The sequence below is a fragment of the Yersinia enterocolitica subsp. enterocolitica genome, from assembly GCF_901472495.1.
GTDB classification, from domain to species: domain Bacteria; phylum Pseudomonadota; class Gammaproteobacteria; order Enterobacterales; family Enterobacteriaceae; genus Yersinia; species Yersinia enterocolitica.
This window is the reverse complement of record NZ_LR590469.1, coordinates 1,632,911-1,653,500: the sequence shown is the minus strand read 5'-3', so window position 1 is coordinate 1,653,500 and position 20,590 is coordinate 1,632,911. Positions and strand designations below refer to the sequence as shown.

The following is a 20,590-nucleotide window of genomic DNA, read 5'->3' as shown; positions in this document are numbered from 1 at the left end:
GATTTTTATTCAGGTATTTCACCTGATTCAATGAAATTAATAAATTCATTTTCATCTAAAATGATGGCCCCGGCTTTACGGGCTAAAGATAGTTTTGTTGGCCCTGCATTATAGCCGTAACATAATAATTTTAAGCCTTTGGATACGGTTTTTCTGACTAACATATTATTATTTGATGCAAGTGCTTCTAATTCAGATTTTCTATCTTTTTTAAAACCAGTAAAACAAACATCAAAAATCTCTTTCTTTTGATCTTTGAAATAAAAATCGCCGTCAGTAATGCCTTTATCAATTGCTGCTAATCCCTCTTCTATGGAATTAACAAATTTATATATTCTATCTTTCCTAAATGTTTTCAGTTTGCCTTCCTCATCTTCAAGTAAGCTGACTCCTTGTAGATAAGTATCATTCTCGGAAATGTCGTTTATAGATTGTACACGTACAATTTTTTTAGTGTTAACATAAACAAAAGTAACTACACCTGTCATAATAACTCCTTTTATTTAATACATAACATTTCAATTTTTTGGTTGATTTTTATATCTTCTAAATTGCAATCAAAAGCAAACTTCCCGCCCTCAACCCGTACTTTACCACCGGGAATACGAATAATATCTCGGATACTGATTGTTCCCTCTATATCAACAACCCATTTACCGTCCTGTACTTCATCGAACTTACGATCGGCAATATAGGTGGTATCACCATCAAGGATAACAACCGGGTCTTTCAATCCATCAGGCAAGAACGCCTTATCGAACATATAGAAATTTGAATCGTAGAGTTTGCCGTCTAACAACTTTTGGCGAGGAATCTGCACGATATCAAGCTGTTTAGCATTTTCGTACATCGCGCCCTCACCAGTAGTTAACCAACGCAGCGATGCACCAGTCTCTAAAGCACACTGAATAACCCAATCAGATGGGAATGAATCACGCATATAACGCGTTGCAAGCGTACTTTTCGACACATTCAATTGATCGCAAAGTGCCTGACGGGTTGTAAAACCATAGGCTTCCACCATGCGCTCGATAGCGCCGCGGCCACCTTTATTTAAATCCATAAGATTTCACCGTGTGAACTTTTTTTATTGACGTTCGTTTATTGTGATCTTATAGTTCTCATGATTTCAAAATGTGAACTAGTACTATTCGTCACTAATAAGCACTGATAAAAGAGGGATGTTGCACTATGAGACCTAACATTTCAATCACTCTTCTGACCCCCCATGTCACAGTAGAGAAATATAGTGAATTAACGGGCTTAGATTCTGACACCATCAGAGCAATGCTTGCTGATGGTCGTTTAGTTCGTCACCGCTTGCGTAAAGATATGAAGCGCGAAAAAGTCATGATCAACATGGCCGCACTCACCGTAGATGCTCTCTCGAATTGTGATATTGCAATCGCCTAGTTCGATATTGCGTTATTGGGAGGGTATCGACCATGTTTGATTTCCAGCTTTCTAAACACCCGCGCTTTGATATGTCATGCCGTGCTTTCGCCCGGAATAACAATTTAACGGCGGTTGCCGAGCAAATCGGTATGAAGCCGCAAATGTTGCGTAATAAACTTAACCCTGACCAGCCGCACCAGTTGAGCTGCATTGAACTGTTGACGCTCACTGACATTACCGAAGATCCAACGCTGTTAGATGGCTTGCTGTCTCAACTGCAATGTTTACCAGCGGTACCGGTTAATGAAGCCAATCCCGCTAATTTACCTATTCATACCCTGAGCGCTACGGCGGCAATCGGCGCAATTGCCGGTGAAACCGTAACTGCCGGGCCTATGACGCAATCCCGTAGAAACGCCATTCTTGACCGTGCGAATCAGGCCATACGTGACCTGTCGCTGATTGTTGTATCGGTTGAAGCGCGTTTCCAATCCACGCCAGTTCTGGCCGCAGCGGTTGATTTTATCAGCGCCAGCGGGCTGGTTCCGGGTCTGAACTGAGGAACTTATGAAAGTTTTCGCTAACTACCTGAAACAACAATCACCCAGCCAACAATTAAACCATTTTGGCCACGGCTGGATTGAATTACCAAACGGCCAGCGCTGGCAACCTTGTACCAGCCGAGTGGTGTTTCTAGGGGAATCACGTAAACCCATCTTTAAAACCAAACGCCGCCGGTGGTGGTTCCGTTTGATGGGTTTAAGGGGGTAAGCATGTCAGCCAATAACAGCAAATGGATAGCCATTATCCGCAACAAAGTGACCGGCAGTCACAGCCGGGCAAGGGTGATATGGGAAAAGCTACCGGCACAGCACCGGGGAATTTTACTCCACTCCGCAGGTATGAAGTCAGAGCACTGCCGGTATCTGTGGGATGATTTTTCCCGTGAAGAATTACATCAGTTGCAGCGAGGGATTCAGCGACTACGGGCTTTAGTAGATACATTTGGCCAAGTCGGTACGTTGGATTTTGTGAAAGAGAATAAGCGCAATCGGAAGCCGCAGCATCAACCGGTACCGGTAAAAAACTACGGCCCGGAAATGATTGCAGCCCAATCGATGGCCAATATGCATTACACCGATAATTAAGGAAACACGATGAAAGCAATATCAGTAGATAGAAACGGCCTGTTAGATGATTTTAGCCATTGGGGCGTGGCCCATAATTACGCGCAATTCTTCTTGGGTAAATGTCGTTTGGCGGGTAACAGCGTCGAATTACAGCCAATTATGTTTAATGACACCATTCATCTGACCAACCCACACCAATGGTTTTCTGCTCATGCTGCATTTTGGTGCCGGGCATACCGTGAGGCTGAATCAAATAGTGATCAGGTCGAAGCGCTGGCCTCTATTCGCGCCATTTATCATATGTCCGGCTGGCTGGGATTAGGCTCTTTAACCTGCATGATTAATAACTGGTGGAATAGAACCATTGAGATCCACGGCTTGACGCAAATTAACCACTCTTGTGCGTCAGCCAGTATTACCAAACAACTGCATTAATTAACCCAAAAACATAAATACCAACGGCCTCCCATCGGTGGCCGGGGATTTTTATTACCTAAATTCGGAGCAAACACCATGCATATGCACAAAACAGTAGGGCAGGAAATGAGTAACCGGGCGGCGGCTGAGTCCCGCGAACATGCTTTGCTAATAGCCAGAAAAGAGGCCCGAATTGACACCCTTGTTAAATTATCTGGCCATTTTGACCGGTTGGCCACTGATATTGCTAATCAGGGAATGTCTTCAACTGAGATTATCGAGTTACTGCGGCAGGTTGCGGAAAACATGAGTCGTGGGCGGGTCTGGAGCGAATGACCACCACCATTCAGCGGCCGGTAAATGATTTTATGGACGGGGATATTTTATCCCTGTCTTTACCTTTTAATGGCGAGTTCAGCCGGGAGCCGGAGGGGCTACGCCGCCCGCAAGATATCAGCATCACCGAAGATGAACTCTTTGTTCAGAACCCAACCGATCACCAATGGCGCAGCCAGTTTTTAGGCGGGATGCCTCAATTTCTGGCCCGTTATTTTGGTGATCGCTATTCCAACCTGTACCAATCAAAAGGCCGTCGCCATGCCAATACATTCTTACGCACTACGGTGGGCGAGAATGTATTGCCACGTCTACAGATGGTTAATCGCCAGTATCAACCAGTCATTAAAGCGCTCGGTTTTTTGCCATGGCCGTTTGCCGATGATTTAGAACGCCTGCCATCGTTTGGCCGTGATGAGTTACGCAACCTGTCCCACCGGGTGGCTGATTTTATGTCTGAAAGTTTTACCGACTATATCGAACGCAATTTCACCGGGCAGAGCAGTGACCCACAAGAACTCTGGCAGCGCACCCAACGCGCTTATATCTGCCTTGTAAAGCTCAGCAAGCAAGTGGGAACTGAACCGCCGTACTGGCGCGAATTCAATTCCAGCCGCAAGACAATCAACCCGCGAAAAATTGAATCCGGCCTACTGCGCATGATGGCACCGGATTGGTGGCGTGTGCGTTTAAAACGCCTGCGCGATGTGCGCCGTGAACATATGGCCATTGCGGTGGGGCAAGTACAGAAATCAGCGTCAGCCTATGTCAGCCGGTCAACCATGGCCGAATGGGTAGAGCAAAAACGGCGTAACCGGGAGTTTTTCAAAGCGTTTGAGCTGGAAAATCAGGACGGTGAACGGGTTTCGTTAGAAGACATGGTGAACGGCAGCAACGCCAATCCTGCAATACGGAGATGTGAACTGATGGTTAGAATGCGAGGTTTTGAAGATTTAGCCAATGAAATGGGCTGTGTGGGGGAGTTTTACACCATTACTGCGCCGTCTAAATATCATGCGGTCTATCACGGTGGCGGCTTTGTCACCAATTGGAATGGAGCCAGCCCAAGGCAGACACAAAAATATTTATGCAGCGTATGGGCTAAATCCCGTGCAGCGATTGCCCGTGCCGGGATTAATGTCTTTGGCTTTCGGGTGGTAGAACCGCACCACGATGGTACCCCGCACTGGCATGTGTTGCTGTTTATGCTGCCGCAACACGTTGATCAGGTGCGTGACATCCTTTGCTATTACGCCCGGTTAGAAGATTCCGAGTCATTACAAAGCCCCGAAGCACTGAAAGCCCGTTTCCATGCTGAACCCATTGATCCGGCCAAGGGCAGTGCAACCGGCTATATCGCGAAATATATCTCAAAGAATATCGACGGTTACGCGCTGGATGATGAGCAAGACGGCGAGACGGGCGGTAATGCACGAGAGATGGCTAAAGCCGTTACCGCATGGGCCAGCCGCTGGCGCATCCGGCAGTTTCAGCAAATCGGTGGTGCGCCGGTTACTGTCTGGCGCGAGTTACGCCGCTTGCCCGGAGACGGACAAATACTACCGGATCAGGATATGGATAATGTGCGCTTTGCTGCGGATGTGGGCAACTGGTACGCCTACACCGAGTTTCAGGGCGGGCCGATGGTGAGCCGGGATTGTTTGACCGTGCGCCTGTCATATGAAATCACCGAAATGGGTAACATCTACGCCGAGGACGTTAAACGGGTTTTGGGTATCTATTCGCCGTTACTGGGAGAGGACTCCGCTGTCTGCACCCGTCTGGTTAAGTGGCAGATTGTGCCGAAGTTGGCCGAAAGCGCAGCGCAGGCCGGGGGTTTGGCTTTTTCTGGCGGCAACGCCGCCGCTAGGAGTTCTGTCAATAACTGTACGCCGGATGCCCGGCAACGATTAATAGAAGAATTACGCCGTCGGGGTTTTATGGGTGATGAAGAGGAAATCGCGATATTGGAACGGGGTAGCAGCTTGCAATTCTACGGTGATCGCTCAGTAAGGTTAATAAATGGTCGGTTAGAAGAGGTCGCCCCGCTACCGGAACACCAGCGCTGGCCGGGCTGGAATTGATTACGCTCATGAAATTCCGAGGAAACAGGCAGTTAGCTGTTTCCTATTTTCTTAATTTTATTATACTGTACATAAATACAGTATAAACATGATGAGTGGAGGAAGTCGTGACAGATTTATTTTTTGAATCTTTAGCGTTGCAGCGTATTGATTTGGTTGCAAGGTTGGTCACGAATAACCAGTGCAATGAAGAGGACAGGGATTTGGCATTAGTTTGGATTGCCGAAATGACTACCTCATTGACCATTGAACTGGATAAGCAGCAACAAAAAGGCCCCCATATTGGAGGCCAGTAGTCAGGCGGCTGATGCACTACCTTGCAACAGGTTAAGCATCATTTGCCGCTGCTGCGGATTCATGGAATCGACAACGGTTTTAATCAGTTTATCCCCGGTTTTAGCGCTGGGGCTAATGGTATGCGAAAAGGTCACATTCATTACAAAAGTATGGCCGCATTCCACATCATTACAGGCGCAATATAAATCTGAAATCTGCCGATGTTTACGGTTGGTTTTCCGGATAATGGCCGCGCCACCGCATTCAGGGCATAAGACTTTCATCACTCGCATGTTTCTGGCTCCAAAAGTGGCGAACTTCTGGAATTTTAACGTGTTTCTGCTCATAACGCACCCGAGTTTGCTGTTTGTGCATCAAAATTTAGCTGTAGATGCGTCGGGATCTCTGGATCGGCACTAATGGCAGCACTAAAGCGGCGTTGTACCGGTAAAATCTCGTCTTTTCGATACGTGTTCCGCGCTTTTTCCGGGTCACCTAACCCCGCAGCATTTTCCGGTATCTGCCCGGCTAACCCTGCCGGGAAGCGGTGAGCATTGAGAATGTCCTGCGCACTGATATTTTTCACATTGGCAAATTCATCTTTGGCGCTGATATCCCCCATTTGAATGAATTTCACCGCCTCCGGGTCACCGTTCGGAATGTTGACCAAGATGGTGCTGAAATTACCAATCCCTTTGCTGTCAGCTAGCTGGCGTTCAATTTCTTCCTCCACTTCATCGGTCATTGACGGGTCACTGGTATACAAAATACCGCCAGTGTGCGCCCCATTGTGGTAATAGCGGCGGCGGAAAATGACCGCTTCACTGTTTAGCAATGCTGAGTGAATACCACCGATATAATCCGGCAGGCCATAAATCTGTTGTTGTGGGTCGTATTGTTTGAGAAAAATCACGTCATTTTCCGGGTAAACAAGAGGTTCACCCTCCTGCAATACCACAAATTCACCGCTTTTGCGGATACGGGTGTACAGCGCCGGTAAGGGGGCCAGACCAATCACGTTGCCCCAGCCATTACGGATTTTCAGAATGCCGACATCACCAAAGGTAAAATAATCAAAAATAGCGGCTTCAATCTCTTCATGGGTCAGGCCACCGCTCTGGTAATCGGATGCCACCATATTTTTACGGGCATAAATGACGCCGCCATGTTGGCCATTGAGGTTAACCAACTGTGCCAGCGCCAGCCGGTCAATCGGCAGGGTGTAATGGTCATAGTCATTGTCATACCAGATATCGCGGTAATCGGTGCCAGTGGTGAGTATTGGCTCTGGTTTGCCGAAGCTGATAATGCTCATCTTGCGGTTTTTGCCGTGGTTATCTTGGCGCTTCATAGCGCGCTTATTTGGGCGTTTCATGCTGCTTTCTTCAGCCTCCAGCGGGATGTTAATTTGTTTTCGTAGTTAAGTGGCTCATTGTCGAGGGCATGAGCAATGGCAAAGAACGCCTCCGCATGGCCGGTTTCCGCGCTGCGGTCTGCAACAAATGTCATGGCATTGCCGCTGGCGGTAGTGGTGTGACGGATGGCCATAAAGCTGGCCGGAATTTCGGTGCGGTCTTTGTCCCATTCGATACGTTTGCTTTCCACCACATCGGCGGCTTTCATCACCAGCCGGTTTTTGGTTTCTACGCCATAGCGGATGGCCACCGCCTGCCGGATGGCAAAGTGTTGGATGTTTTCAAATACACCCTGGCCAATGCCGGTCACATCCACACCGATATAGGTAATGTGATATTGCTGGAACAGTTTTTTAATTTGGTTAGCCTGATAGCGGAAATTCATCCCCTGCCAGTGGATCACCCGTAATACCCGGAATTTTTCGCCCTCATAGAGTGGTGGCGCGATAATCACAAAAGTAGACAGGTCACCGGAGCGGGCCGGGTCAAAACCGCCCCATACCTCACGATTACCAAAGGGCCGCGCTGCTTTTTCGTCGTGATCCTGCCAAGTTGCAGCATCCACCCCGGCTTGCTGCAAGTCATCAAAAGAGAACACCGCATCTTTGCTGTCCACAAACACGCACATGTACAGCATGTTGAGTGCATCAACGTTATAACGGTTACGCAGCTTTTCAAGGCTGGCCAGATTAAAGCCATTGCGAATGGCATCTTCCATGGTAATGACATAACGCCATTGGCCATCCGGGCAGCGGCGACCACCATCACGCATTTCATCAAATGATGGAAAGATAACTTTGGCGCGTTTCTTACTGCCGCGCTTCCATTCATCACCTGTCCAGAACGGATAAGCCTGATGAGTTTTGGCGCTGGGTGTCGAAAAGTAGGTAGTGCGCCATTTATCATGGGTGGCCATGGCACTGGCCACTTCATTTAATTTGGCAAAGTTCGGCACCCAAAAATATTCATCGCAATACAGATGGCCGCTGTATGATTGGGCGGTGTTTTTGTTGGTAGACAGGAAACGCAGCTCTGCGCCGTTACTCAACCGGATAGGGTTACCGGTTAGTGTAATATCAAAATACTGCTGGGCAATATTGACGATATACGAGCGGAAAACCTCTGCCTGAGCGCGGGAGGCAGACAGGAATATTTGCGGGTCACCGGTTAACACCGCATTTTCAAAGGCCTCAAAAGCAAAATACCATGTCGCGCCAATCTGGCGGCTTTTCAGGATATTGCGTACTTGTTCGCCAATATTTAGCCGCAGGTGCTTTTGATAGCCAAACAGGTGTTCTTCTGCCCAAACGTCGAAATCTTCTTTTGACAGCCCGGAAATATCATTTTTGCGGTACTGGCGTTTTTTCGTCTGGCGCTCATCATCAAAATCACCGCCATCATTCTGCGCCGGTTTGCTCCCTTTGGCGGCGGCGAGTTTTTCTTTATGCTTATTACTTTGCGCCCGCAGTTTCACCGAATGGGCAATCAGAATATCCAGCTCTTTTAATTCAATATCACTCTTGTTATCGCGCCCGACTAATAATTGATAGCGGCGCTCAATGGCTTCCTCCGTGCTTTCATGGCTGAGTAAATCAGCCCAATTCCATTTTTGCGCCCAATAGTAAACAATCCGCACATTCGGCAGATTTAAATCACTTGCGATTTCTTTAGGTGTTGACCTTTTTAAATAAAGCGCCCGTGCAACACCAATAAGTTCATCTGAATATTTAGCCATAGCCTTTATTATGCCGAGATATATTTAAACAAACGTCACAGGCAGTTCTTATTTATTCGGGTAAGTGGCTATATCCGAATTCATAAGAATTAAAGCGAATGCGCAGCCAGTTTTAATTAGCCATACTGACTATCACAAATCAGGGAGAACAGTTGAATGTCAGTTTCACATTTAACAACGACATGGTTGTGTGTTTGTGCCGAGGGGAAAACATTAGACGGACGTGATATTGAAAGGCAATGGATATTAGACGCCGTAGAGCTATATAACCCTCGAATGTATACCGCACAATTATGGCCGGAGCATTCGCGTACTTATGGCCCGGTGGGGCAAGTATTAGAATTAAAGGCGGAAAAAGATGAGGACGGTGTATTAAAAATGTTTGCCCGGCTTTGTCCTGCTTTGTCACTCATTGCGGCTAACGGCGAGGGTAAATTACTTTTTACATCCGCTGAGTTTACCGAGGATGGCAACTTTAGAGGGACGGGCAAAAGCTATCTTGAGGGCATGGGGGTAACGGATGAACCCGCCAGCGTATATACCGACCAAATGAAGTTTAACAAGCGATTGCGTAATAAACGTTATAGCCAATATCGGCCAATTGTTTTTGATGATATTAAAAAGACAGTAAAGGGGAACAGTGTGAAAGGTAAAAAGAAATGGTATCACAAATTTGGTTTAGTTGATGAGAATGACACGACTACCGAAACTAATAATGATATTACTGATGATGCCGCCACGGTACTGGCTGAACAGTTAAAAGCTGCACAGGATAAAATCAGCGAATTGGAAACCCAGCTTGCTGAATTAAAAACCAGTCAGGAAGAAACGGATTCTGATGTTGAAACGATTAAAGAAGTCGTGGACACCAAAGAGTTTGCGCAATTGCGTGATAATTTGCCGCAGTTTATTCAGAAATTGGGCAGCTTAGATAAAAAGTTCACTAAATTACCCAGTAAAAAACCGAGCGATTCACGTAAGCCGTTTGAGTTTCTTTAATTAAGCACGGGCTTAATGGATTTTCGTATTTCTGATTAAAGAGAGTGCAATAAATGCTACTTAATAATAAAGCGCGAGGTTATTTAAATAATTACCTCGATGGGCTGGCATTGGCAAATGATGTGAAAGAGACATCACGTTATTTCTCATTGACTGACCCAAAAGAAACAAAATTGCGTGATGCTATGTTGGAAAGCAATGAATTTCTTAATTTCATTGTGGTTGAAGATGTTGACCAGATTAAAGGGCAGGTGGTTAACGTAGGTAATCCGGGGCTGTTTACGGGCCGTGTGGATGAGGGCCGTTTTCGTCGCAAAGTGGGTGTTGATGGTAACAACTATGAGCTGTACGAAACAGATTCCGGTGCGTCACTGACTTACCAAATGTTATCTGTGTGGGCCAATGCCGGGAGTGAAGAAGAGTTTTTCCAGCGTATGCAGGCGTTTACCAATAAGTCATTCAGTCTGGACGTGCTACGCATTGGTTTTAACGGTAAATCGGCGGCGAAAACCACCAAGCCGACGGATAACCCGAACGGTGAAGATGTCAATATTGGCTGGCATGAGCTGGTACGAACCTATGACAAAAATCAGATTGTTACTGATGCCATCACACTGGGTAGCGGTGGTGATTTTAAATCATTGGATGCCATGGCCTCAGATCTGATTAACGACAAAATCCCGCAGGAATTCCGTAATGACCCGCGACTGGTGGTGTTGGTTGGGGCTGATTTGGTGGCAGCGGAGCAATACCGACTTTATCAGGCCGCAGACCGCCCGACTGAAAAAATTGCCGCGCAAATGCTATCGCAATCTATTGCCGGACGTCAGGCCATGGTGCCGCCGTTCTTCCCCGGCAAGCGTATGACGGTCACCATGTTGAGCAATCTTCATGTTTATACCCAGCGAGGGACACGTTACCGCAAAGCTGAGTTTTCTGATGACCGTAAGCAGTTTGAAAATAGCTACTTACGCATGGAGGGCTACGCGGTGGAAACGCCAGAGCTGTATGCGGCCTTTGATGAAACCGCCGTCACCATTGGCAAGGTTGAAGAAGCCAAAGACGGGCCAGAGGTATAAGCCATGCTATCACCCGCGCAGCGTCATTCCGCCCGTATTAAGGCTGAAAAGCAGTTAAGTGAGTGTCAGGTGTTGGACGCTGGCCACAGTCTGCACGTCAAATTACGGGCATTGGAACATGATGTTGGTCGGGTACGTAGCCTTGATGTCACCAGTGACCGGGTAGCCATGAAGCGCAGCGAACTATTACCGCGCTGGCTTCCAACTGCACAGGCGTATCTGGACAGTGGCGAGGTACATCAAAACCCGATTTTGGTGTACTGCATTATCTGGTTGTTTGATGTGGATGAGTTTGATCAGGCTCTGGACTGGGCTGATATCGCCATCGAGCAGGGACAGAAAATGCCGGGCAATTTCCGCAGTAAGTTACCGGCATTTATCGCTGATACCGTGATGAAGTGGGCCGAAATTGCCGCCGCCAGCGGGGAAAGTGTCGAGCCGTATTTCTCTCGCACATTCAAAAATATCCGCGAGAAGTGGCGGCTGCATGAAGAGATTAATGCCAAGTGGTACAAGTTCGCCGGGTTGTTGCTACTGCGTGATAACGATGGTCAGCCACGGGCTACCGCGCTGGATGATGTGGAGTTATTACAACAAGCGGATGCCTTACTGGCGCACGCGGTAGGGTTTCACCGGCAGATTGGTGTCACCACCTTGCGCCGTAATATCGCCGCCCGTATTCGGGCATTGCTAAAAGAATAAAAGACTACCGTAAGCCGAGCGGGCGCGGCGGAGGCAATACACATTAGTGTTATGTGCCGTGGAAGCCGGTCAGCCCGCTTTTCGGGAGAACATATGTTTAGCGGAAAACCGATTGATTATCAGGATGCCACCTTAAAAAACGTGGGGTTCTGGCCAGACTTGAGCCTTAAAGAATTTCAGGTTCAGCGCACTATCCCGGCTGATGTTGATGCGGGAACTGTTGCACAGGCATTGATTACCGCAGCGGGAGAGGTGAACAGCGATTTAGCCAGCGTTGAAGCGAAGCACCATGCGAATGGTTATAGCCATGCCGCAGAGGTGCCGGGCGTCAGTATCGATGCTGAAAATCTGTTATGTGCGCAATACAAAAAAGCGGTTTATGCCCGTGCTAAAGCCGATCTGTTAGGGGAGTTTGCCACGATTGGTCGCAGGGAGTCACACCCAGGGCAGGAGAGTGACGAGACACGCAAGGGATTGCTGGCGGAGTCATCCATTGTTATCCGCCGTATGAAAGGGTTGAAGCGCGTCACCGTGAGGCAAGTATGAGCCAATTACAGTCATTAACCGCTTTTGTGCAGGGCAATTTACCGCAACGGCTGCGCAAGCTGGAATTTAACAGCGACATGGACGAACTGCGTTTTATTCCGGCGCAGCGGGATTTAGGGCTGGATCAGTATCAACTGGCGTTGATGCAGTTTGATGCGGTGCTGAGTTGGGGCCGCTTTCCGTATCGTGACTATGATCCGCGCAACCTGTGCGCTTTGTTGCTGGTGTGGATGATTGAGAATGCCCCCGATTACGGCCCGGAGCCGGAATTACCGAGTATTGATATCGATGTGATCGACGATAAAACCGCCATGGTGGTGGTGTCGATGGCTATCACCGAATCACTGAGCATTAAGAAAGACGAGGCCGGGGGTATCCCCTTTCAGGGGGCTAAATGGCGGCTGACCGATCCGCAGTTATGGCTGGCCACGGAGGGCGCGATATTTGGCGCGGATGCGCAGGGTGCGCCGATTGGTGAACACGGATGATTATCAACGGTGAGCTGAGTAAAAAACAGTTAACCGAACTGCAACAGGCACTTAAGCGGCTGGAGTTACCGCCACAAAAACGCCAGAGGCTGTTATGGCGACTGGCCAAGTACGGGGTGATTGTCGCCGCCAAGCGCAATGTGCGTAACCAGCAATCACCGGACGGCACTCCGTGGCAGGGACGGCAGACCAACCAGCGCGGCAAGATGCTGCGCAACATGCCGAAATTGCTGCATATCCGCGAAATGCCGGAGATTAGCGCGGTCAGGTTGTATTTGCAGGGCGGTGGTTACCGCAACGGCGAAAAACCGGTACCGGCGGGCGTGGTGGGGTACGGCCAGCAAAACGGGATGCATGTGACCATTAACCGCAGCGCCGTGGCCAAATCAGTCCCCCCGGAGCGGCCAGCCACGGTCAAACAGGCCAAAAAGCTACGAGCCTTGGGCTACCGGGTCAAGCAGGGTAAGCGCTGGCGCAAGCCGCCTTACAAAGAAATTATCGAAAACATGCGTTTCGCCCAAGCGGGTTTGCTGATTAAAAAACTGAGTGGCAAGGCGGCTAAAACCGCGTGGACAGTGGACGTCCCGGCGCGTGAGTTCTTGGGCATGAGCGACGACGATTTTAACAAAGCCTTAGCGCGTCAGTTACAGGCCATCGGGTTTGGCTGGGACGTCAAAGCACAGGATATGAAGAGGTAACGATGAGTTGGCCACAAGTCAATATTGACCAAAAAAACCAGCTACAGGGCGAAACCAAAGAGATTGAACGGGCCGTGTTGTACATCGGTACCGGCAAGGTAAACGCTGGGAAAACGCTGGCGGTGAACACGCAGACGGATTTTGATGTGTTGCTGGGGCCGGATGCCAGCGCGGTAAAAAGCTGCGCCAATGCGGCGATGCTCAATGCAGGTCAGAACTGGAACGGTTTTGTGCATGTACTGGCACAACCGGCCAAAAATGAAGAGCTTAACCCGCAGGCGTGGGTGGAGGCCGTCAGAGCGGCCCAACAGGTGGCCAGTGTTGAGGGCGTAGTGGTGGTGTTGCCCGCCGATAAAGCCACCATCAGCGACGCCGCCAGTCTGCGGGCTGAATTGCTGGCCAAGTTTGGTCGCTGGGTGTGGTTTGTGTTGGCCGTTGATGGCCCGCAGATTGATGAGGGCTGGCCGGAGTATTTAGCCCGACTGGCAGCATTACAGCAGGGTGTTGCGGCGTCGGCGGTGCAACTGGTGCCACGGTTGTGGGGCAATGAGCCGGGGGTGTTGGCGGGGCGTTTATGTAACCGCGCCGTGACTATTGCTGATAGTCCGGCCCGTGTCGCCACTGGCCCGCTACTGGACATGGGCAGTGATGTGCAGCCAGTGGATGGCAAAGGTGTGGCGCTGGATTTGGCCACCTTGCAGGCGCTGGAAACCCTGCGCTACAGCGTACCGATGTGGTACCCGGACTATGACGGCATGTATTGGTCAGATGGCCGCACGCTGGATGTTGAGGGCGGGGATTATCAGGTGATTGAATATCTGCGCATTGTCGATAAAGCGGCCCGCCGTATTCGCTTGCAGGTGATTGCCAAGATTGCAGACCGTTCACTGAACAGCACCCCCGGCAGCATTGCCGCGCACAAAACCTATTTTTCTAAGGTGTTGCGCGAAATGGCCCGCAGTACGCAGATTAACGGCATCACCTTCCCCGGTGAGGTAAAGCCACCACAAGAGGGTGATGTGGTAATTACGTGGCGCACCGCCACCAAAGTGGAGATTTATATTGTGGTTCGCCCGTATGAATGCCCGAAAGGTATCACGGTGAGTCTGATGCTGGATACCACACTGGAGAATAGCCAATGAGTACCCGTATTTCTGGTCAGTCGGTTGATGTGAATATGGACGGTGACCTGATCCATGTGGAAAAAATCGGGCTGACCATTACCGATAACAGCGGCCCGGCACAAACCAACGGTGTGCCGGATGGGGATGTAAAAGGTGATGTCGGCGGCGAGGGTGACATTGAAGTCAGTACCAAAGTGCTGCAACAGTTGACCGCCAAAGCCTCGCGCGCCGGTTCGTGGCGCGGTATCCCGGCGTTTGACATCCTGTTTTACGCCAAGGCCGGGGAGGAAGAGTTAAAAGTGGAAGTGTTCGGGGTGAAATTGAAGTTTGATTCCGCGCTGGATGTTGACCCGAAAGGCGGTGCGGTGCTGACCCATAAAATTAAGTATTTCATTACCAGCCCGGATTTTGTGCGCATTAACGGCATTCCGTATTTGGAAGAAGACGCCACGCGCAACTTGATAGGCTAAGGGGCAAGGATGCAGGAACATGAAAAAGCCATTATTTCATTGGGGGTTATCGGTGCCTTACTGGCTTTAGGCAAGATTCTGGCCAGTGATGAGCCGATCACCGCCCGGCTGTTTGTTGGTCGCGTTATTTTGGGTTCGGGTACCTCAATGGCGGCAGCGGCGGCACTGGTATGGGTGCCGGGGTTATCCCCGCTGGCCATCAACGGATTGGGGGCGGCGCTGGGCATTGCCGGTTATCAGGCGGTTGAAGTGTGGTTACGCCGCCGGGGCAGTAGTTTGTTAAAGGGAAAGAAACCATGACGTTAAGTGAAAAACAGCAGTTATTTACCCAACTGATTGCGCAGTTAATTAGCTGGGCGGGGGAACGGGGCTACCGTTTGACATTGGGTGAAGCCTACCGCACCCCGGAGCAAGCCAAACTGAATGCCAAAGCGGGAACCGGTATCAGTAACAGCTTGCATACCTCGCGGCTGGCAGTGGATTTTAATCTGTTTATTAACGGGGTGTATCAGACCAAAAGTGAGGCGTTTTTGCCGTTGGGCGAATATTGGGAATCGTTGGGCGGGACATGGGGCGGGCGCTTTAAATCCAACCCTGATGGTAACCACTTTAGCCTTGAGCATAACGGGGTTCGCTGATGGCCAAGATACTGGCGCTGATAGTGGCGGCATTTGTCGCCGGGTGGTATCTCAATGATTTGCAGCATGACCGCCTTGAACTGAGTATTACCCGCGCCGCCAACACAGCGGCAGAACAGGGCAGGACAATTTCGGAGGGCATAGCCAGTGATTCAGCCCGGCAACTGGAAGATAAGCTGGAAGCGTTGCGCCAGCAGGGTGATAAATACCAGCCGGTTATTCACACGGAAATTATTAAGCCGGTGTTTACTAACGTGTGTGCTACTGATGAATATGTCCGGTTGTTCAACGAAAGCAGTGACGCCGCCGAACGTACCTTATCAGGAAAATCTGTTAACTAAGTGCGACACCGTATTACCCCGATTAACCGGCACTACCGGTAATGATTTTGATAACGCATTACGTGCCTATCGCAGCATCTATACCTTATGCGCGGCGCGACACAATCAATTAATTAATGAAATGACTTTACGACAAGGAAATAAATGACATGGCCGACAAACATAAAATTGTATTAGCAGTGGGTAGCGTTGAACTTATTTTTGAACCGAACACCACCGCTTATAACGGTTTAATTAATGATATGGCAATGGATAATAAAATTGCCCCGGCATTTAAATATCTGCGCCGTATTATCAGTAAAGAAACCAAAGAAGCCTTGGACGAGATTTTAAAAGCACCGGGTGCGGCTTTGCAATTGGTTGACCAAGTGAACCAAGTCTATGCGCCGAAATTGGAAATTGAAGTAAAAAACTAACCCAACGGTTACGAGCCATTGAAAGTAATTCAATTGAACAATTTCTTATTCTGCGCCGTCATTATCTGCCGCATGAAAATGACGATATAGAAAGTTTAGCCCGTGCCGTTTGGTTGGATAACCGTTATTGGGATAACACCCGTATTTCTATTGCCAATGGGATTGGCTTGGCATTTAAAGGCGACTAATGAAACACCTCGATTTTACCCTAAGCATGATTGATAAAATCACGCGCCCGTTAAAGCAGGTGCAGTCCACCGTTAAAGGGTTCGCGGATCACTCACAAGCGGCTTTCGGTAAAATTGCGGTGGGTGGTGCGGCCCTATTTGGTGTGGTGCAGGGCTTAAAGGGCGCACTGGGGCCAGCGGCTGATTTTGCCGGGGCGCTTAATGAAGCCAGCGCCAAGGGGGTGAGTGACAGCGCCTTGCAAAAGATGAGCACTGACGCCCTGAAATTCAGTATGCAATATGGGCGCAGCGCGGTGGATGTGGTGCGCTCCAGTGCTGATGTGCGCAGTGCTATTGGTACGCTGTCTGACCGTGATTTGCCCCGTTTTACCCTGGCTACCAATGTGCTGGCCGCAGGGATGAAAACCACCGGCAGCGAAGCCGCCGCCTACATGGGGCAAATGTATAACCAGTTTGACAGCTATGCAGACCGCATAGGCAAAGTGAAATTTGCCGAAGAGGTGGCCGGTAAAACGGCGTATATGGCGCAGGCATTTGGCGTCAATATGCAGACCATGGCTGACTTAATGGAGGGTTCCAAAGGGGTTGGCGCTAACTATGGCGTGGGCATGGATGAGCAATTTGCTGTGTTGGGCCAGTTGCAAAAAACCTTGGGAACTGAAGCCAGCGGCAGCTATGAAACCTACATGAAAGGGGCCGCAGCCGGAGCCAAAACGCTGGGGCTAAGTTTTGTGAATGCCTCCGGCCAGATGCTGACCATGCCGGAAATGCTGGCGAAATTGCAGGGGCGTTACGGGAAAACAATAGAGGGCAATTTAAAAGCGCAGGCCGAGCTGGATAAAGCCTTTGGGGATGGGGCGAATGTCATTAAACAGCTTTACGGCAATGTCGATTTACTGAAACGTAATATTGGTGAGTTGGGCAGTAATGACGGCATGAAACGGGCCGGTGAGATGGCCAAGAAAATGGCTGATCCGTGGGAACGGCTGATGGCTATCTGGACAGGGATGCGGGTGATTTTGGGCTTAACCCTGTTACCGGTGCTGTATCCCATCATGAACCGGGTATCGGCTATCGGGGAGAAGTTCGCCCGCTGGATGCAGCTATTCCCCAATATCGCCCGACTGATTGGTTATGCCATGCTGGCGCTGCTGAGTTTTGCCGCTGCCGGTGCCATCGCCAATATGGTGATGGGGATCAGCATGTTTATCTGGATGGGGTTAAAACTGCTGTGGGGTGCATTGTGTGCCGTGACACAAATCCACACTGCCGCCATCTGGTTGTATAACAAAGCGATTATTGCCGCCAATGCCACCATGCGTATTATGCGCGGTGTCTTACTGGCGCTACGCATCGCGGCCATCTCGGCGGGGATCTCCTTTAGCTTCCTGACATGGCCAGTGTTGTTGGTGATTGTGGCCATTGCCGCACTGGCAGCGGGTATCTACTACCTGATTACCTATTGGGATGAGATTAAAGCCGCCATTGCAGATACGGCCGCATTCCAGTGGTTGTCTGAGGTGGTGACTGCTGTCGGGGACGTATTTAGCGGAGTATGGCAAAAAATCGTATCCGGCTGGCAGTGGCTGGTATCGGCTATCACCGGCTTATCACCACTGGCCGGGTTCAGTGCCATGGCTGACAGTATCGGCAATGTGTTCAGTGGGTTGTGGGACTGGCTAAAAAGTACCTTTGCCGAAACCTATAACTGGATCATTGATAAGCTGAACTATATTCCCGGTGTCAGTATTGAGGCGAAAAGTATTGTTGCCCCGGAAGGTAACCCGATGAATTCAGCCAGTGGTTTATTAACCGGTGGCCAGATGCGCAATATTGATAAAGGCGGGATTAATAAAGAAATCAGTAATAGCTCTAAGTCCGTCACTGACAATAGCAAACGAATTGAAAACGTGAATATTACTATGCCGGGTGGCATGACGCCGAGCGATTTAATGGAATGGCAGGAATTAAATTAATGACAAAATCAATGTATATCGACCTGCTGATTAAAGACGGTGATTTTGTTCTTAATACCGGCAATGAACCAACATTATGTAATAACCGGATGAGCATTGGTCAGGACTGTGTACACGCCATTATTGAAAGTGGCCTCACTACTCGATTAATTGCGGAGCGCAGTCCGACATTACGCGCCGATGTTATCACCCAGTTGATTATTTTAATTGAAGATGATGTACGCATTATTCCCGGCACGGTGGTGATTAATGAAGAAACCGCCACACGCTTATGGGTAACGGCTGATACCTACGATTTCGGCCCTATTACGGTAAGTGCGGATTATGAATAATAAACCTGAAATAGATTACGAACAGGTATTAAAAGACAGTGGGATGCCGACCACGGAAACAGACATTCGGCAAAAGTTTGATGAACTGGTGGAAGAAGAGGGGTTAATCACCAATACCTCTGATATGTCGCCGTTCTGGCGGCTGATAAAAACTATTGTCACTCGCCCGGTGTTGTGGCTCAACGAAGTGTTAATCAATACCGTGCTGGCCAATATGTATCTGGCCACTGCCAGCGGCACTTTTTTAGAGGTGTTTGGCTGGGGCGTCAATGCCCGCCGTAAACCGGCCACCGCTGCGCAGGGCATGATCCGCTTCTATAAAGCTGATATTCAGCAGGATGTGGTTATTCCGGCCGGAACGCTGATCCAGACCGAACGCATTAACAGCAAGATATATAGCGTGGTGGTAAGCAGTGAAACCGCTATTGCTGCCGGTAGCGTCAGTGGGTTGGTCGCGGTAAATGCGGCTGAGGTGGGCGGGGCGTTTAATCTGGCCCCCGGTTACTACCGTATCTTGCCGCAGGCAGTGCCGGGCATTGAACGGGCGCAAAGCGAGGGCGATTGGTTAACGGTGCCGGGTGCTGATAAAGAGTCAGATGATGATTTTCGCGACCGATGCCGCAATCAGTTCAATCTGGTAGGCAACTATCACACCGATGCGGTGTACCGCAGCATGATAGCCGGGGTAGTGGGGCTATCCATTGACCGGATTTATTTTTTGCACGATGCCCCGCGCGGGCCGGGTACCGCCAACGCTTATCTGTTGTTGGACAGTGGCGAAATTTCCCAGCCGTTTATTGATGCGGTCAACGACCATATCACCGCGCAAGGCCACCACGGTCATGGCGATGATATGCAGTGTATGCCACTGCCGGAAAGCCAGCATGATTTAGTGGTGACGCTGTATGTCAGCAATAAACAAAATTTAACCGCTGATGAGTTGGCCAAGCTGGAAAGCGGCGCTGAAAACCTGATCCGCTGCGCCTTTCGTCAGAACAGCAATTACAAGGTGCTAAAAACGTGGCCCTATTCCCGCTTCTCATTTTCCAATCTGGGGCGAGAGCTGCATAAGACGTTTCCGCTGATTGAGTCACTGAGTTTTTCACTGAGCGATATTGTCAGTGACCTGAGTGTACCGCGCCTGAATAGCTTAATGGTGGTGATTGAAAATGCCTGATTTCATTAGCCGATTAACAAGCCTGCGCCTGCCGTCATGGATGGACAAAGGCGAAGCCAACAAGTTATTGCAGGTGTGCCGCGCATGGTGGCAGTGGGTGCATGGCTGGCTGATATGGCCGCTTAATCAATTGGATGCGGCCACCTGTGCGGTGCCGTTGCTTAACGTGCTGGCGTATCAGCGCGATATCAGCCGCTTTAACGGTGAGCCGTTGAGCCTGTACCGTAAGCGGGTGCAATACGCCTTTATTAACGCCGCCGACGCCGGTTCAGTGGCGGGATTCAGCGCCATCTTTAAGCGTTTAGATATCGGCGTGATAACCCAACTGGAGCGCCAGCCGGGTTATGACTGGGACGTCATTCTTATCCGGGTGAATGATAACCAGATAGCGGAAAACACCCCGCTGATGATGGCGCTGATCCGCCAGTATGGCCGCACCTGCCGCCGCTACATTTTCCAAGTGCTCAACGCCAAAACGGTGGTGATGCATGGCGGGGAGTTCAGCAACGAATACGGCTACCACCATGCAAAATTAATCATTGCCCCCGGCACGATTAAAGGCACGGTGGCCGTGATGTCCACCCAGTTACAGCATTCGCATGAAGTCTATGCGGCAAAATTGAAATAA

31 protein-coding genes are annotated in these 20,590 nt (G+C 49.7%); 26 read left to right on the top strand and 5 right to left on the bottom strand.

Translation table 11 applies throughout. From position 1 onward, the window contains the following. Positions 1–5: 5 nt before the first annotated feature. A complete protein-coding gene (locus tag FGL26_RS07895) occupies positions 6–488 on the bottom strand; it encodes a BRCT domain-containing protein (protein WP_005171292.1) in 483 nt (160 codons plus the stop codon). 11 nt (positions 489–499) lie between these two features. Further along, positions 500–1,063 (bottom strand): phage repressor protein CI, encoded by a 564-nt coding sequence (locus FGL26_RS07890; RefSeq protein ID WP_005171287.1) that lies wholly within the window; start codon positions 1,061–1,063, stop codon positions 500–502. Positions 1,064–1,191: 128 nt separating this feature from the next. On the opposite strand from FGL26_RS07890, the gene FGL26_RS07885 reads away from it, so the two are divergent. The 8 genes from FGL26_RS07885 to FGL26_RS07850 all read left to right on the top strand — a co-directional run bounded on the left by FGL26_RS07885 (position 1,192) and on the right by FGL26_RS07850 (position 5,658). Continuing rightward, the gene (locus FGL26_RS07885; protein WP_005171278.1) at positions 1,192–1,413 is read left to right on the top strand and encodes a hypothetical protein; all 222 of its coding nucleotides are present in this window, start codon (positions 1,192–1,194) and stop codon (positions 1,411–1,413) included. A 32-nt stretch (positions 1,414–1,445) separates the two neighbouring features. Then, entirely contained in the window at positions 1,446–1,955 is a 510-nt protein-coding gene (locus tag FGL26_RS07880) for a phage regulatory CII family protein (protein ID WP_005171274.1), read from the top strand. Positions 1,956–1,962: 7 nt separating this feature from the next. Beyond that, positions 1,963–2,166: a phage filamentation protein Fil family protein gene (locus FGL26_RS07875; protein WP_005171271.1), complete on the top strand. Its 204-nt coding sequence runs from the start codon at positions 1,963–1,965 to the stop codon at positions 2,164–2,166. A gap of 2 nt (positions 2,167–2,168) precedes the next feature. Further along, positions 2,169–2,543 (top strand): hypothetical protein, encoded by a 375-nt coding sequence (locus FGL26_RS07870; RefSeq protein WP_005171268.1) that lies wholly within the window; start codon positions 2,169–2,171, stop codon positions 2,541–2,543. Positions 2,544–2,552: 9 nt separating this feature from the next. Then, on the top strand, positions 2,553–2,960 hold the full coding sequence (locus FGL26_RS07865; RefSeq protein ID WP_005171265.1) for a hypothetical protein: 408 nt from the start codon (positions 2,553–2,555) through the stop codon (positions 2,958–2,960). Between the two features lie 78 nt (positions 2,961–3,038). Further along, positions 3,039–3,278: a DUF2732 family protein gene (locus FGL26_RS07860; RefSeq protein WP_005171263.1), complete on the top strand. Its 240-nt coding sequence runs from the start codon at positions 3,039–3,041 to the stop codon at positions 3,276–3,278. Continuing rightward, positions 3,275–5,362, top strand: coding sequence for a replication endonuclease (locus FGL26_RS07855; protein ID WP_005171260.1), 2,088 nt, complete (start codon positions 3,275–3,277; stop codon positions 5,360–5,362). The genes FGL26_RS07860 and FGL26_RS07855 overlap by 4 nt, the downstream gene beginning before the upstream one ends. Positions 5,363–5,469: 107 nt before the next feature. Beyond that, positions 5,470–5,658: a hypothetical protein gene (locus tag FGL26_RS07850; RefSeq protein WP_005171254.1), complete on the top strand. Its 189-nt coding sequence runs from the start codon at positions 5,470–5,472 to the stop codon at positions 5,656–5,658. Here the strand turns inward: FGL26_RS07850 and FGL26_RS07845 are convergent, their stop codons facing one another. From FGL26_RS07845 to FGL26_RS07835, 3 genes are read right to left on the bottom strand one after another with little or no spacing between them, the layout of a single operon-like run. Beyond that, a complete protein-coding gene (locus tag FGL26_RS07845; RefSeq protein WP_050138358.1) occupies positions 5,659–5,985 on the bottom strand; it encodes an Ogr/Delta-like zinc finger protein in 327 nt (108 codons plus the stop codon). Beyond that, complete coding sequence (locus FGL26_RS07840) at positions 5,982–7,013, bottom strand: phage portal protein (RefSeq protein WP_005171247.1); 1,032 nt, start codon at positions 7,011–7,013, stop codon at positions 5,982–5,984. Before FGL26_RS07840 ends, FGL26_RS07845 begins: the two co-directional genes overlap by 4 nt. Next, positions 7,010–8,788, bottom strand: coding sequence for a terminase large subunit domain-containing protein (locus FGL26_RS07835; RefSeq protein WP_138060226.1), 1,779 nt, complete (start codon positions 8,786–8,788; stop codon positions 7,010–7,012). Before FGL26_RS07835 ends, FGL26_RS07840 begins: the two co-directional genes overlap by 4 nt. A gap of 156 nt (positions 8,789–8,944) precedes the next feature. Between FGL26_RS07835 and FGL26_RS07830 the strand changes: the two genes are divergently transcribed. The 18 genes from FGL26_RS07830 (at position 8,945) to FGL26_RS07750 (ending at position 20,590) form a co-directional block, all read left to right on the top strand. Then, positions 8,945–9,787, top strand: coding sequence for a GPO family capsid scaffolding protein (locus FGL26_RS07830; RefSeq protein WP_032902883.1), 843 nt, complete (start codon positions 8,945–8,947; stop codon positions 9,785–9,787). Positions 9,788–9,840: 53 nt separating this feature from the next. Then, on the top strand, positions 9,841–10,866 hold the full coding sequence (locus tag FGL26_RS07825) for a phage major capsid protein, P2 family (protein ID WP_005171239.1): 1,026 nt from the start codon (positions 9,841–9,843) through the stop codon (positions 10,864–10,866). 3 nt (positions 10,867–10,869) lie between these two features. Continuing rightward, positions 10,870–11,568, top strand: coding sequence for a phage terminase small subunit (gene gpM / locus FGL26_RS07820; protein WP_005171236.1), 699 nt, complete (start codon positions 10,870–10,872; stop codon positions 11,566–11,568). A gap of 93 nt (positions 11,569–11,661) precedes the next feature. Continuing rightward, a complete protein-coding gene (locus FGL26_RS07815; RefSeq protein WP_005171232.1) occupies positions 11,662–12,114 on the top strand; it encodes a head completion/stabilization protein in 453 nt (150 codons plus the stop codon). Continuing rightward, complete coding sequence (locus tag FGL26_RS07810) at positions 12,111–12,602, top strand: phage tail protein (protein WP_005171230.1); 492 nt, start codon at positions 12,111–12,113, stop codon at positions 12,600–12,602. The genes FGL26_RS07815 and FGL26_RS07810 overlap by 4 nt, the downstream gene beginning before the upstream one ends. Then, entirely contained in the window at positions 12,599–13,300 is a 702-nt protein-coding gene (locus tag FGL26_RS07805; RefSeq protein WP_005171228.1) for a phage virion morphogenesis family protein, read from the top strand. The genes FGL26_RS07810 and FGL26_RS07805 overlap by 4 nt, the downstream gene beginning before the upstream one ends. Positions 13,301–13,302: 2 nt before the next feature. Beyond that, on the top strand, positions 13,303–14,442 hold the full coding sequence (locus FGL26_RS07800) for a DUF2586 domain-containing protein (RefSeq protein WP_005171226.1): 1,140 nt from the start codon (positions 13,303–13,305) through the stop codon (positions 14,440–14,442). Next, a complete protein-coding gene (locus FGL26_RS07795; protein WP_005171223.1) occupies positions 14,439–14,894 on the top strand; it encodes a phage protein in 456 nt (151 codons plus the stop codon). Before FGL26_RS07800 ends, FGL26_RS07795 begins: the two co-directional genes overlap by 4 nt. A gap of 9 nt (positions 14,895–14,903) precedes the next feature. Next, positions 14,904–15,194, top strand: a complete 291-nt coding sequence (locus tag FGL26_RS07790) for a phage holin family protein (protein WP_005171220.1) — start codon at positions 14,904–14,906, stop codon at positions 15,192–15,194. Further along, positions 15,191–15,532 (top strand): M15 family metallopeptidase, encoded by a 342-nt coding sequence (locus FGL26_RS07785; RefSeq protein WP_005171218.1) that lies wholly within the window; start codon positions 15,191–15,193, stop codon positions 15,530–15,532. The genes FGL26_RS07790 and FGL26_RS07785 overlap by 4 nt, the downstream gene beginning before the upstream one ends. Further along, complete coding sequence (locus FGL26_RS07780; protein ID WP_005171215.1) at positions 15,532–15,873, top strand: hypothetical protein; 342 nt, start codon at positions 15,532–15,534, stop codon at positions 15,871–15,873. The genes FGL26_RS07785 and FGL26_RS07780 overlap by 1 nt, the downstream gene beginning before the upstream one ends. Continuing rightward, positions 15,806–16,021 (top strand): hypothetical protein, encoded by a 216-nt coding sequence (locus FGL26_RS21930; protein WP_100219654.1) that lies wholly within the window; start codon positions 15,806–15,808, stop codon positions 16,019–16,021. The genes FGL26_RS07780 and FGL26_RS21930 overlap by 68 nt, the downstream gene beginning before the upstream one ends. A gap of 1 nt (position 16,022) precedes the next feature. Next, positions 16,023–16,289: a putative phage tail assembly chaperone gene (locus FGL26_RS07770; RefSeq protein WP_005171208.1), complete on the top strand. Its 267-nt coding sequence runs from the start codon at positions 16,023–16,025 to the stop codon at positions 16,287–16,289. 17 nt (positions 16,290–16,306) lie between these two features. After that, positions 16,307–16,477, top strand: a complete 171-nt coding sequence (locus FGL26_RS21925) for a DUF6890 family protein (protein ID WP_390899168.1) — start codon at positions 16,307–16,309, stop codon at positions 16,475–16,477. Continuing rightward, positions 16,477–18,453 carry a phage tail tape measure protein gene (locus FGL26_RS07765; protein WP_005171206.1) on the top strand — a complete coding sequence of 659 codons (1,977 nt, stop codon included), beginning with the start codon at positions 16,477–16,479 and terminating at the stop codon, positions 18,451–18,453. The genes FGL26_RS21925 and FGL26_RS07765 overlap by 1 nt, the downstream gene beginning before the upstream one ends. After that, positions 18,453–18,785, top strand: coding sequence for a DUF2590 family protein (locus FGL26_RS07760; RefSeq protein WP_005171205.1), 333 nt, complete (start codon positions 18,453–18,455; stop codon positions 18,783–18,785). Before FGL26_RS07765 ends, FGL26_RS07760 begins: the two co-directional genes overlap by 1 nt. Then, positions 18,778–19,962, top strand: a complete 1,185-nt coding sequence (locus FGL26_RS07755) for a baseplate J/gp47 family protein (RefSeq protein ID WP_005171204.1) — start codon at positions 18,778–18,780, stop codon at positions 19,960–19,962. Before FGL26_RS07760 ends, FGL26_RS07755 begins: the two co-directional genes overlap by 8 nt. Then, complete coding sequence (locus tag FGL26_RS07750; RefSeq protein WP_005171203.1) at positions 19,955–20,590, top strand: hypothetical protein; 636 nt, start codon at positions 19,955–19,957, stop codon at positions 20,588–20,590. The genes FGL26_RS07755 and FGL26_RS07750 overlap by 8 nt, the downstream gene beginning before the upstream one ends.

Excerpts from the sequence above, each read along its gene's own strand:
- FGL26_RS07870 (WP_005171268.1), top strand. The coding sequence starts at position 2,169 with ATGTCAGCCAATAACAGCAAATGGATAGCCATTATCCGCAACAAAGTG.
- FGL26_RS07865 (WP_005171265.1), top strand. The coding sequence starts at position 2,553 with ATGAAAGCAATATCAGTAGATAGAAACGGCCTGTTAGATGATTTTAGC.
- FGL26_RS07855 (WP_005171260.1), top strand. The coding sequence starts at position 3,275 with ATGACCACCACCATTCAGCGGCCGGTAAATGATTTTATGGACGGGGAT.
- FGL26_RS07895 (WP_005171292.1), bottom strand. The coding sequence starts at position 488 with ATGACAGGTGTAGTTACTTTTGTTTATGTTAACACTAAAAAAATTGTA.
- FGL26_RS07750 (WP_005171203.1), top strand. The coding sequence starts at position 19,955 with ATGCCTGATTTCATTAGCCGATTAACAAGCCTGCGCCTGCCGTCATGG.
- FGL26_RS07825 (WP_005171239.1), top strand. The coding sequence starts at position 9,841 with ATGCTACTTAATAATAAAGCGCGAGGTTATTTAAATAATTACCTCGAT.
- FGL26_RS07880 (WP_005171274.1), top strand. The coding sequence starts at position 1,446 with ATGTTTGATTTCCAGCTTTCTAAACACCCGCGCTTTGATATGTCATGC.
- FGL26_RS07800 (WP_005171226.1), top strand. The coding sequence starts at position 13,303 with ATGAGTTGGCCACAAGTCAATATTGACCAAAAAAACCAGCTACAGGGC.
- FGL26_RS07835 (WP_138060226.1), bottom strand. The coding sequence starts at position 8,788 with ATGGCTAAATATTCAGATGAACTTATTGGTGTTGCACGGGCGCTTTAT.
- FGL26_RS07755 (WP_005171204.1), top strand. The coding sequence starts at position 18,778 with ATGAATAATAAACCTGAAATAGATTACGAACAGGTATTAAAAGACAGT.
- FGL26_RS07815 (WP_005171232.1), top strand. The coding sequence starts at position 11,662 with ATGTTTAGCGGAAAACCGATTGATTATCAGGATGCCACCTTAAAAAAC.
- FGL26_RS07765 (WP_005171206.1), top strand. The coding sequence starts at position 16,477 with ATGAAACACCTCGATTTTACCCTAAGCATGATTGATAAAATCACGCGC.
- FGL26_RS07785 (WP_005171218.1), top strand. The coding sequence starts at position 15,191 with ATGACGTTAAGTGAAAAACAGCAGTTATTTACCCAACTGATTGCGCAG.
- gpM (WP_005171236.1), top strand. The coding sequence starts at position 10,870 with ATGCTATCACCCGCGCAGCGTCATTCCGCCCGTATTAAGGCTGAAAAG.
- FGL26_RS07890 (WP_005171287.1), bottom strand. The coding sequence starts at position 1,063 with ATGGATTTAAATAAAGGTGGCCGCGGCGCTATCGAGCGCATGGTGGAA.
- FGL26_RS07795 (WP_005171223.1), top strand. The coding sequence starts at position 14,439 with ATGAGTACCCGTATTTCTGGTCAGTCGGTTGATGTGAATATGGACGGT.
- FGL26_RS07840 (WP_005171247.1), bottom strand. The coding sequence starts at position 7,013 with ATGAAACGCCCAAATAAGCGCGCTATGAAGCGCCAAGATAACCACGGC.
- FGL26_RS07780 (WP_005171215.1), top strand. The coding sequence starts at position 15,532 with ATGGCCAAGATACTGGCGCTGATAGTGGCGGCATTTGTCGCCGGGTGG.
- FGL26_RS07805 (WP_005171228.1), top strand. The coding sequence starts at position 12,599 with ATGATTATCAACGGTGAGCTGAGTAAAAAACAGTTAACCGAACTGCAA.
- FGL26_RS07790 (WP_005171220.1), top strand. The coding sequence starts at position 14,904 with ATGCAGGAACATGAAAAAGCCATTATTTCATTGGGGGTTATCGGTGCC.
- FGL26_RS07860 (WP_005171263.1), top strand. The coding sequence starts at position 3,039 with ATGCATATGCACAAAACAGTAGGGCAGGAAATGAGTAACCGGGCGGCG.
- FGL26_RS07845 (WP_050138358.1), bottom strand. The coding sequence starts at position 5,985 with ATGAGCAGAAACACGTTAAAATTCCAGAAGTTCGCCACTTTTGGAGCC.
- FGL26_RS07885 (WP_005171278.1), top strand. The coding sequence starts at position 1,192 with ATGAGACCTAACATTTCAATCACTCTTCTGACCCCCCATGTCACAGTA.
- FGL26_RS07770 (WP_005171208.1), top strand. The coding sequence starts at position 16,023 with ATGGCCGACAAACATAAAATTGTATTAGCAGTGGGTAGCGTTGAACTT.
- FGL26_RS07830 (WP_032902883.1), top strand. The coding sequence starts at position 8,945 with ATGTCAGTTTCACATTTAACAACGACATGGTTGTGTGTTTGTGCCGAG.
- FGL26_RS07875 (WP_005171271.1), top strand. The coding sequence starts at position 1,963 with ATGAAAGTTTTCGCTAACTACCTGAAACAACAATCACCCAGCCAACAA.
- FGL26_RS07760 (WP_005171205.1), top strand. The coding sequence starts at position 18,453 with ATGACAAAATCAATGTATATCGACCTGCTGATTAAAGACGGTGATTTT.
- FGL26_RS21930 (WP_100219654.1), top strand. The coding sequence starts at position 15,806 with ATGTCCGGTTGTTCAACGAAAGCAGTGACGCCGCCGAACGTACCTTAT.
- FGL26_RS07810 (WP_005171230.1), top strand. The coding sequence starts at position 12,111 with ATGAGCCAATTACAGTCATTAACCGCTTTTGTGCAGGGCAATTTACCG.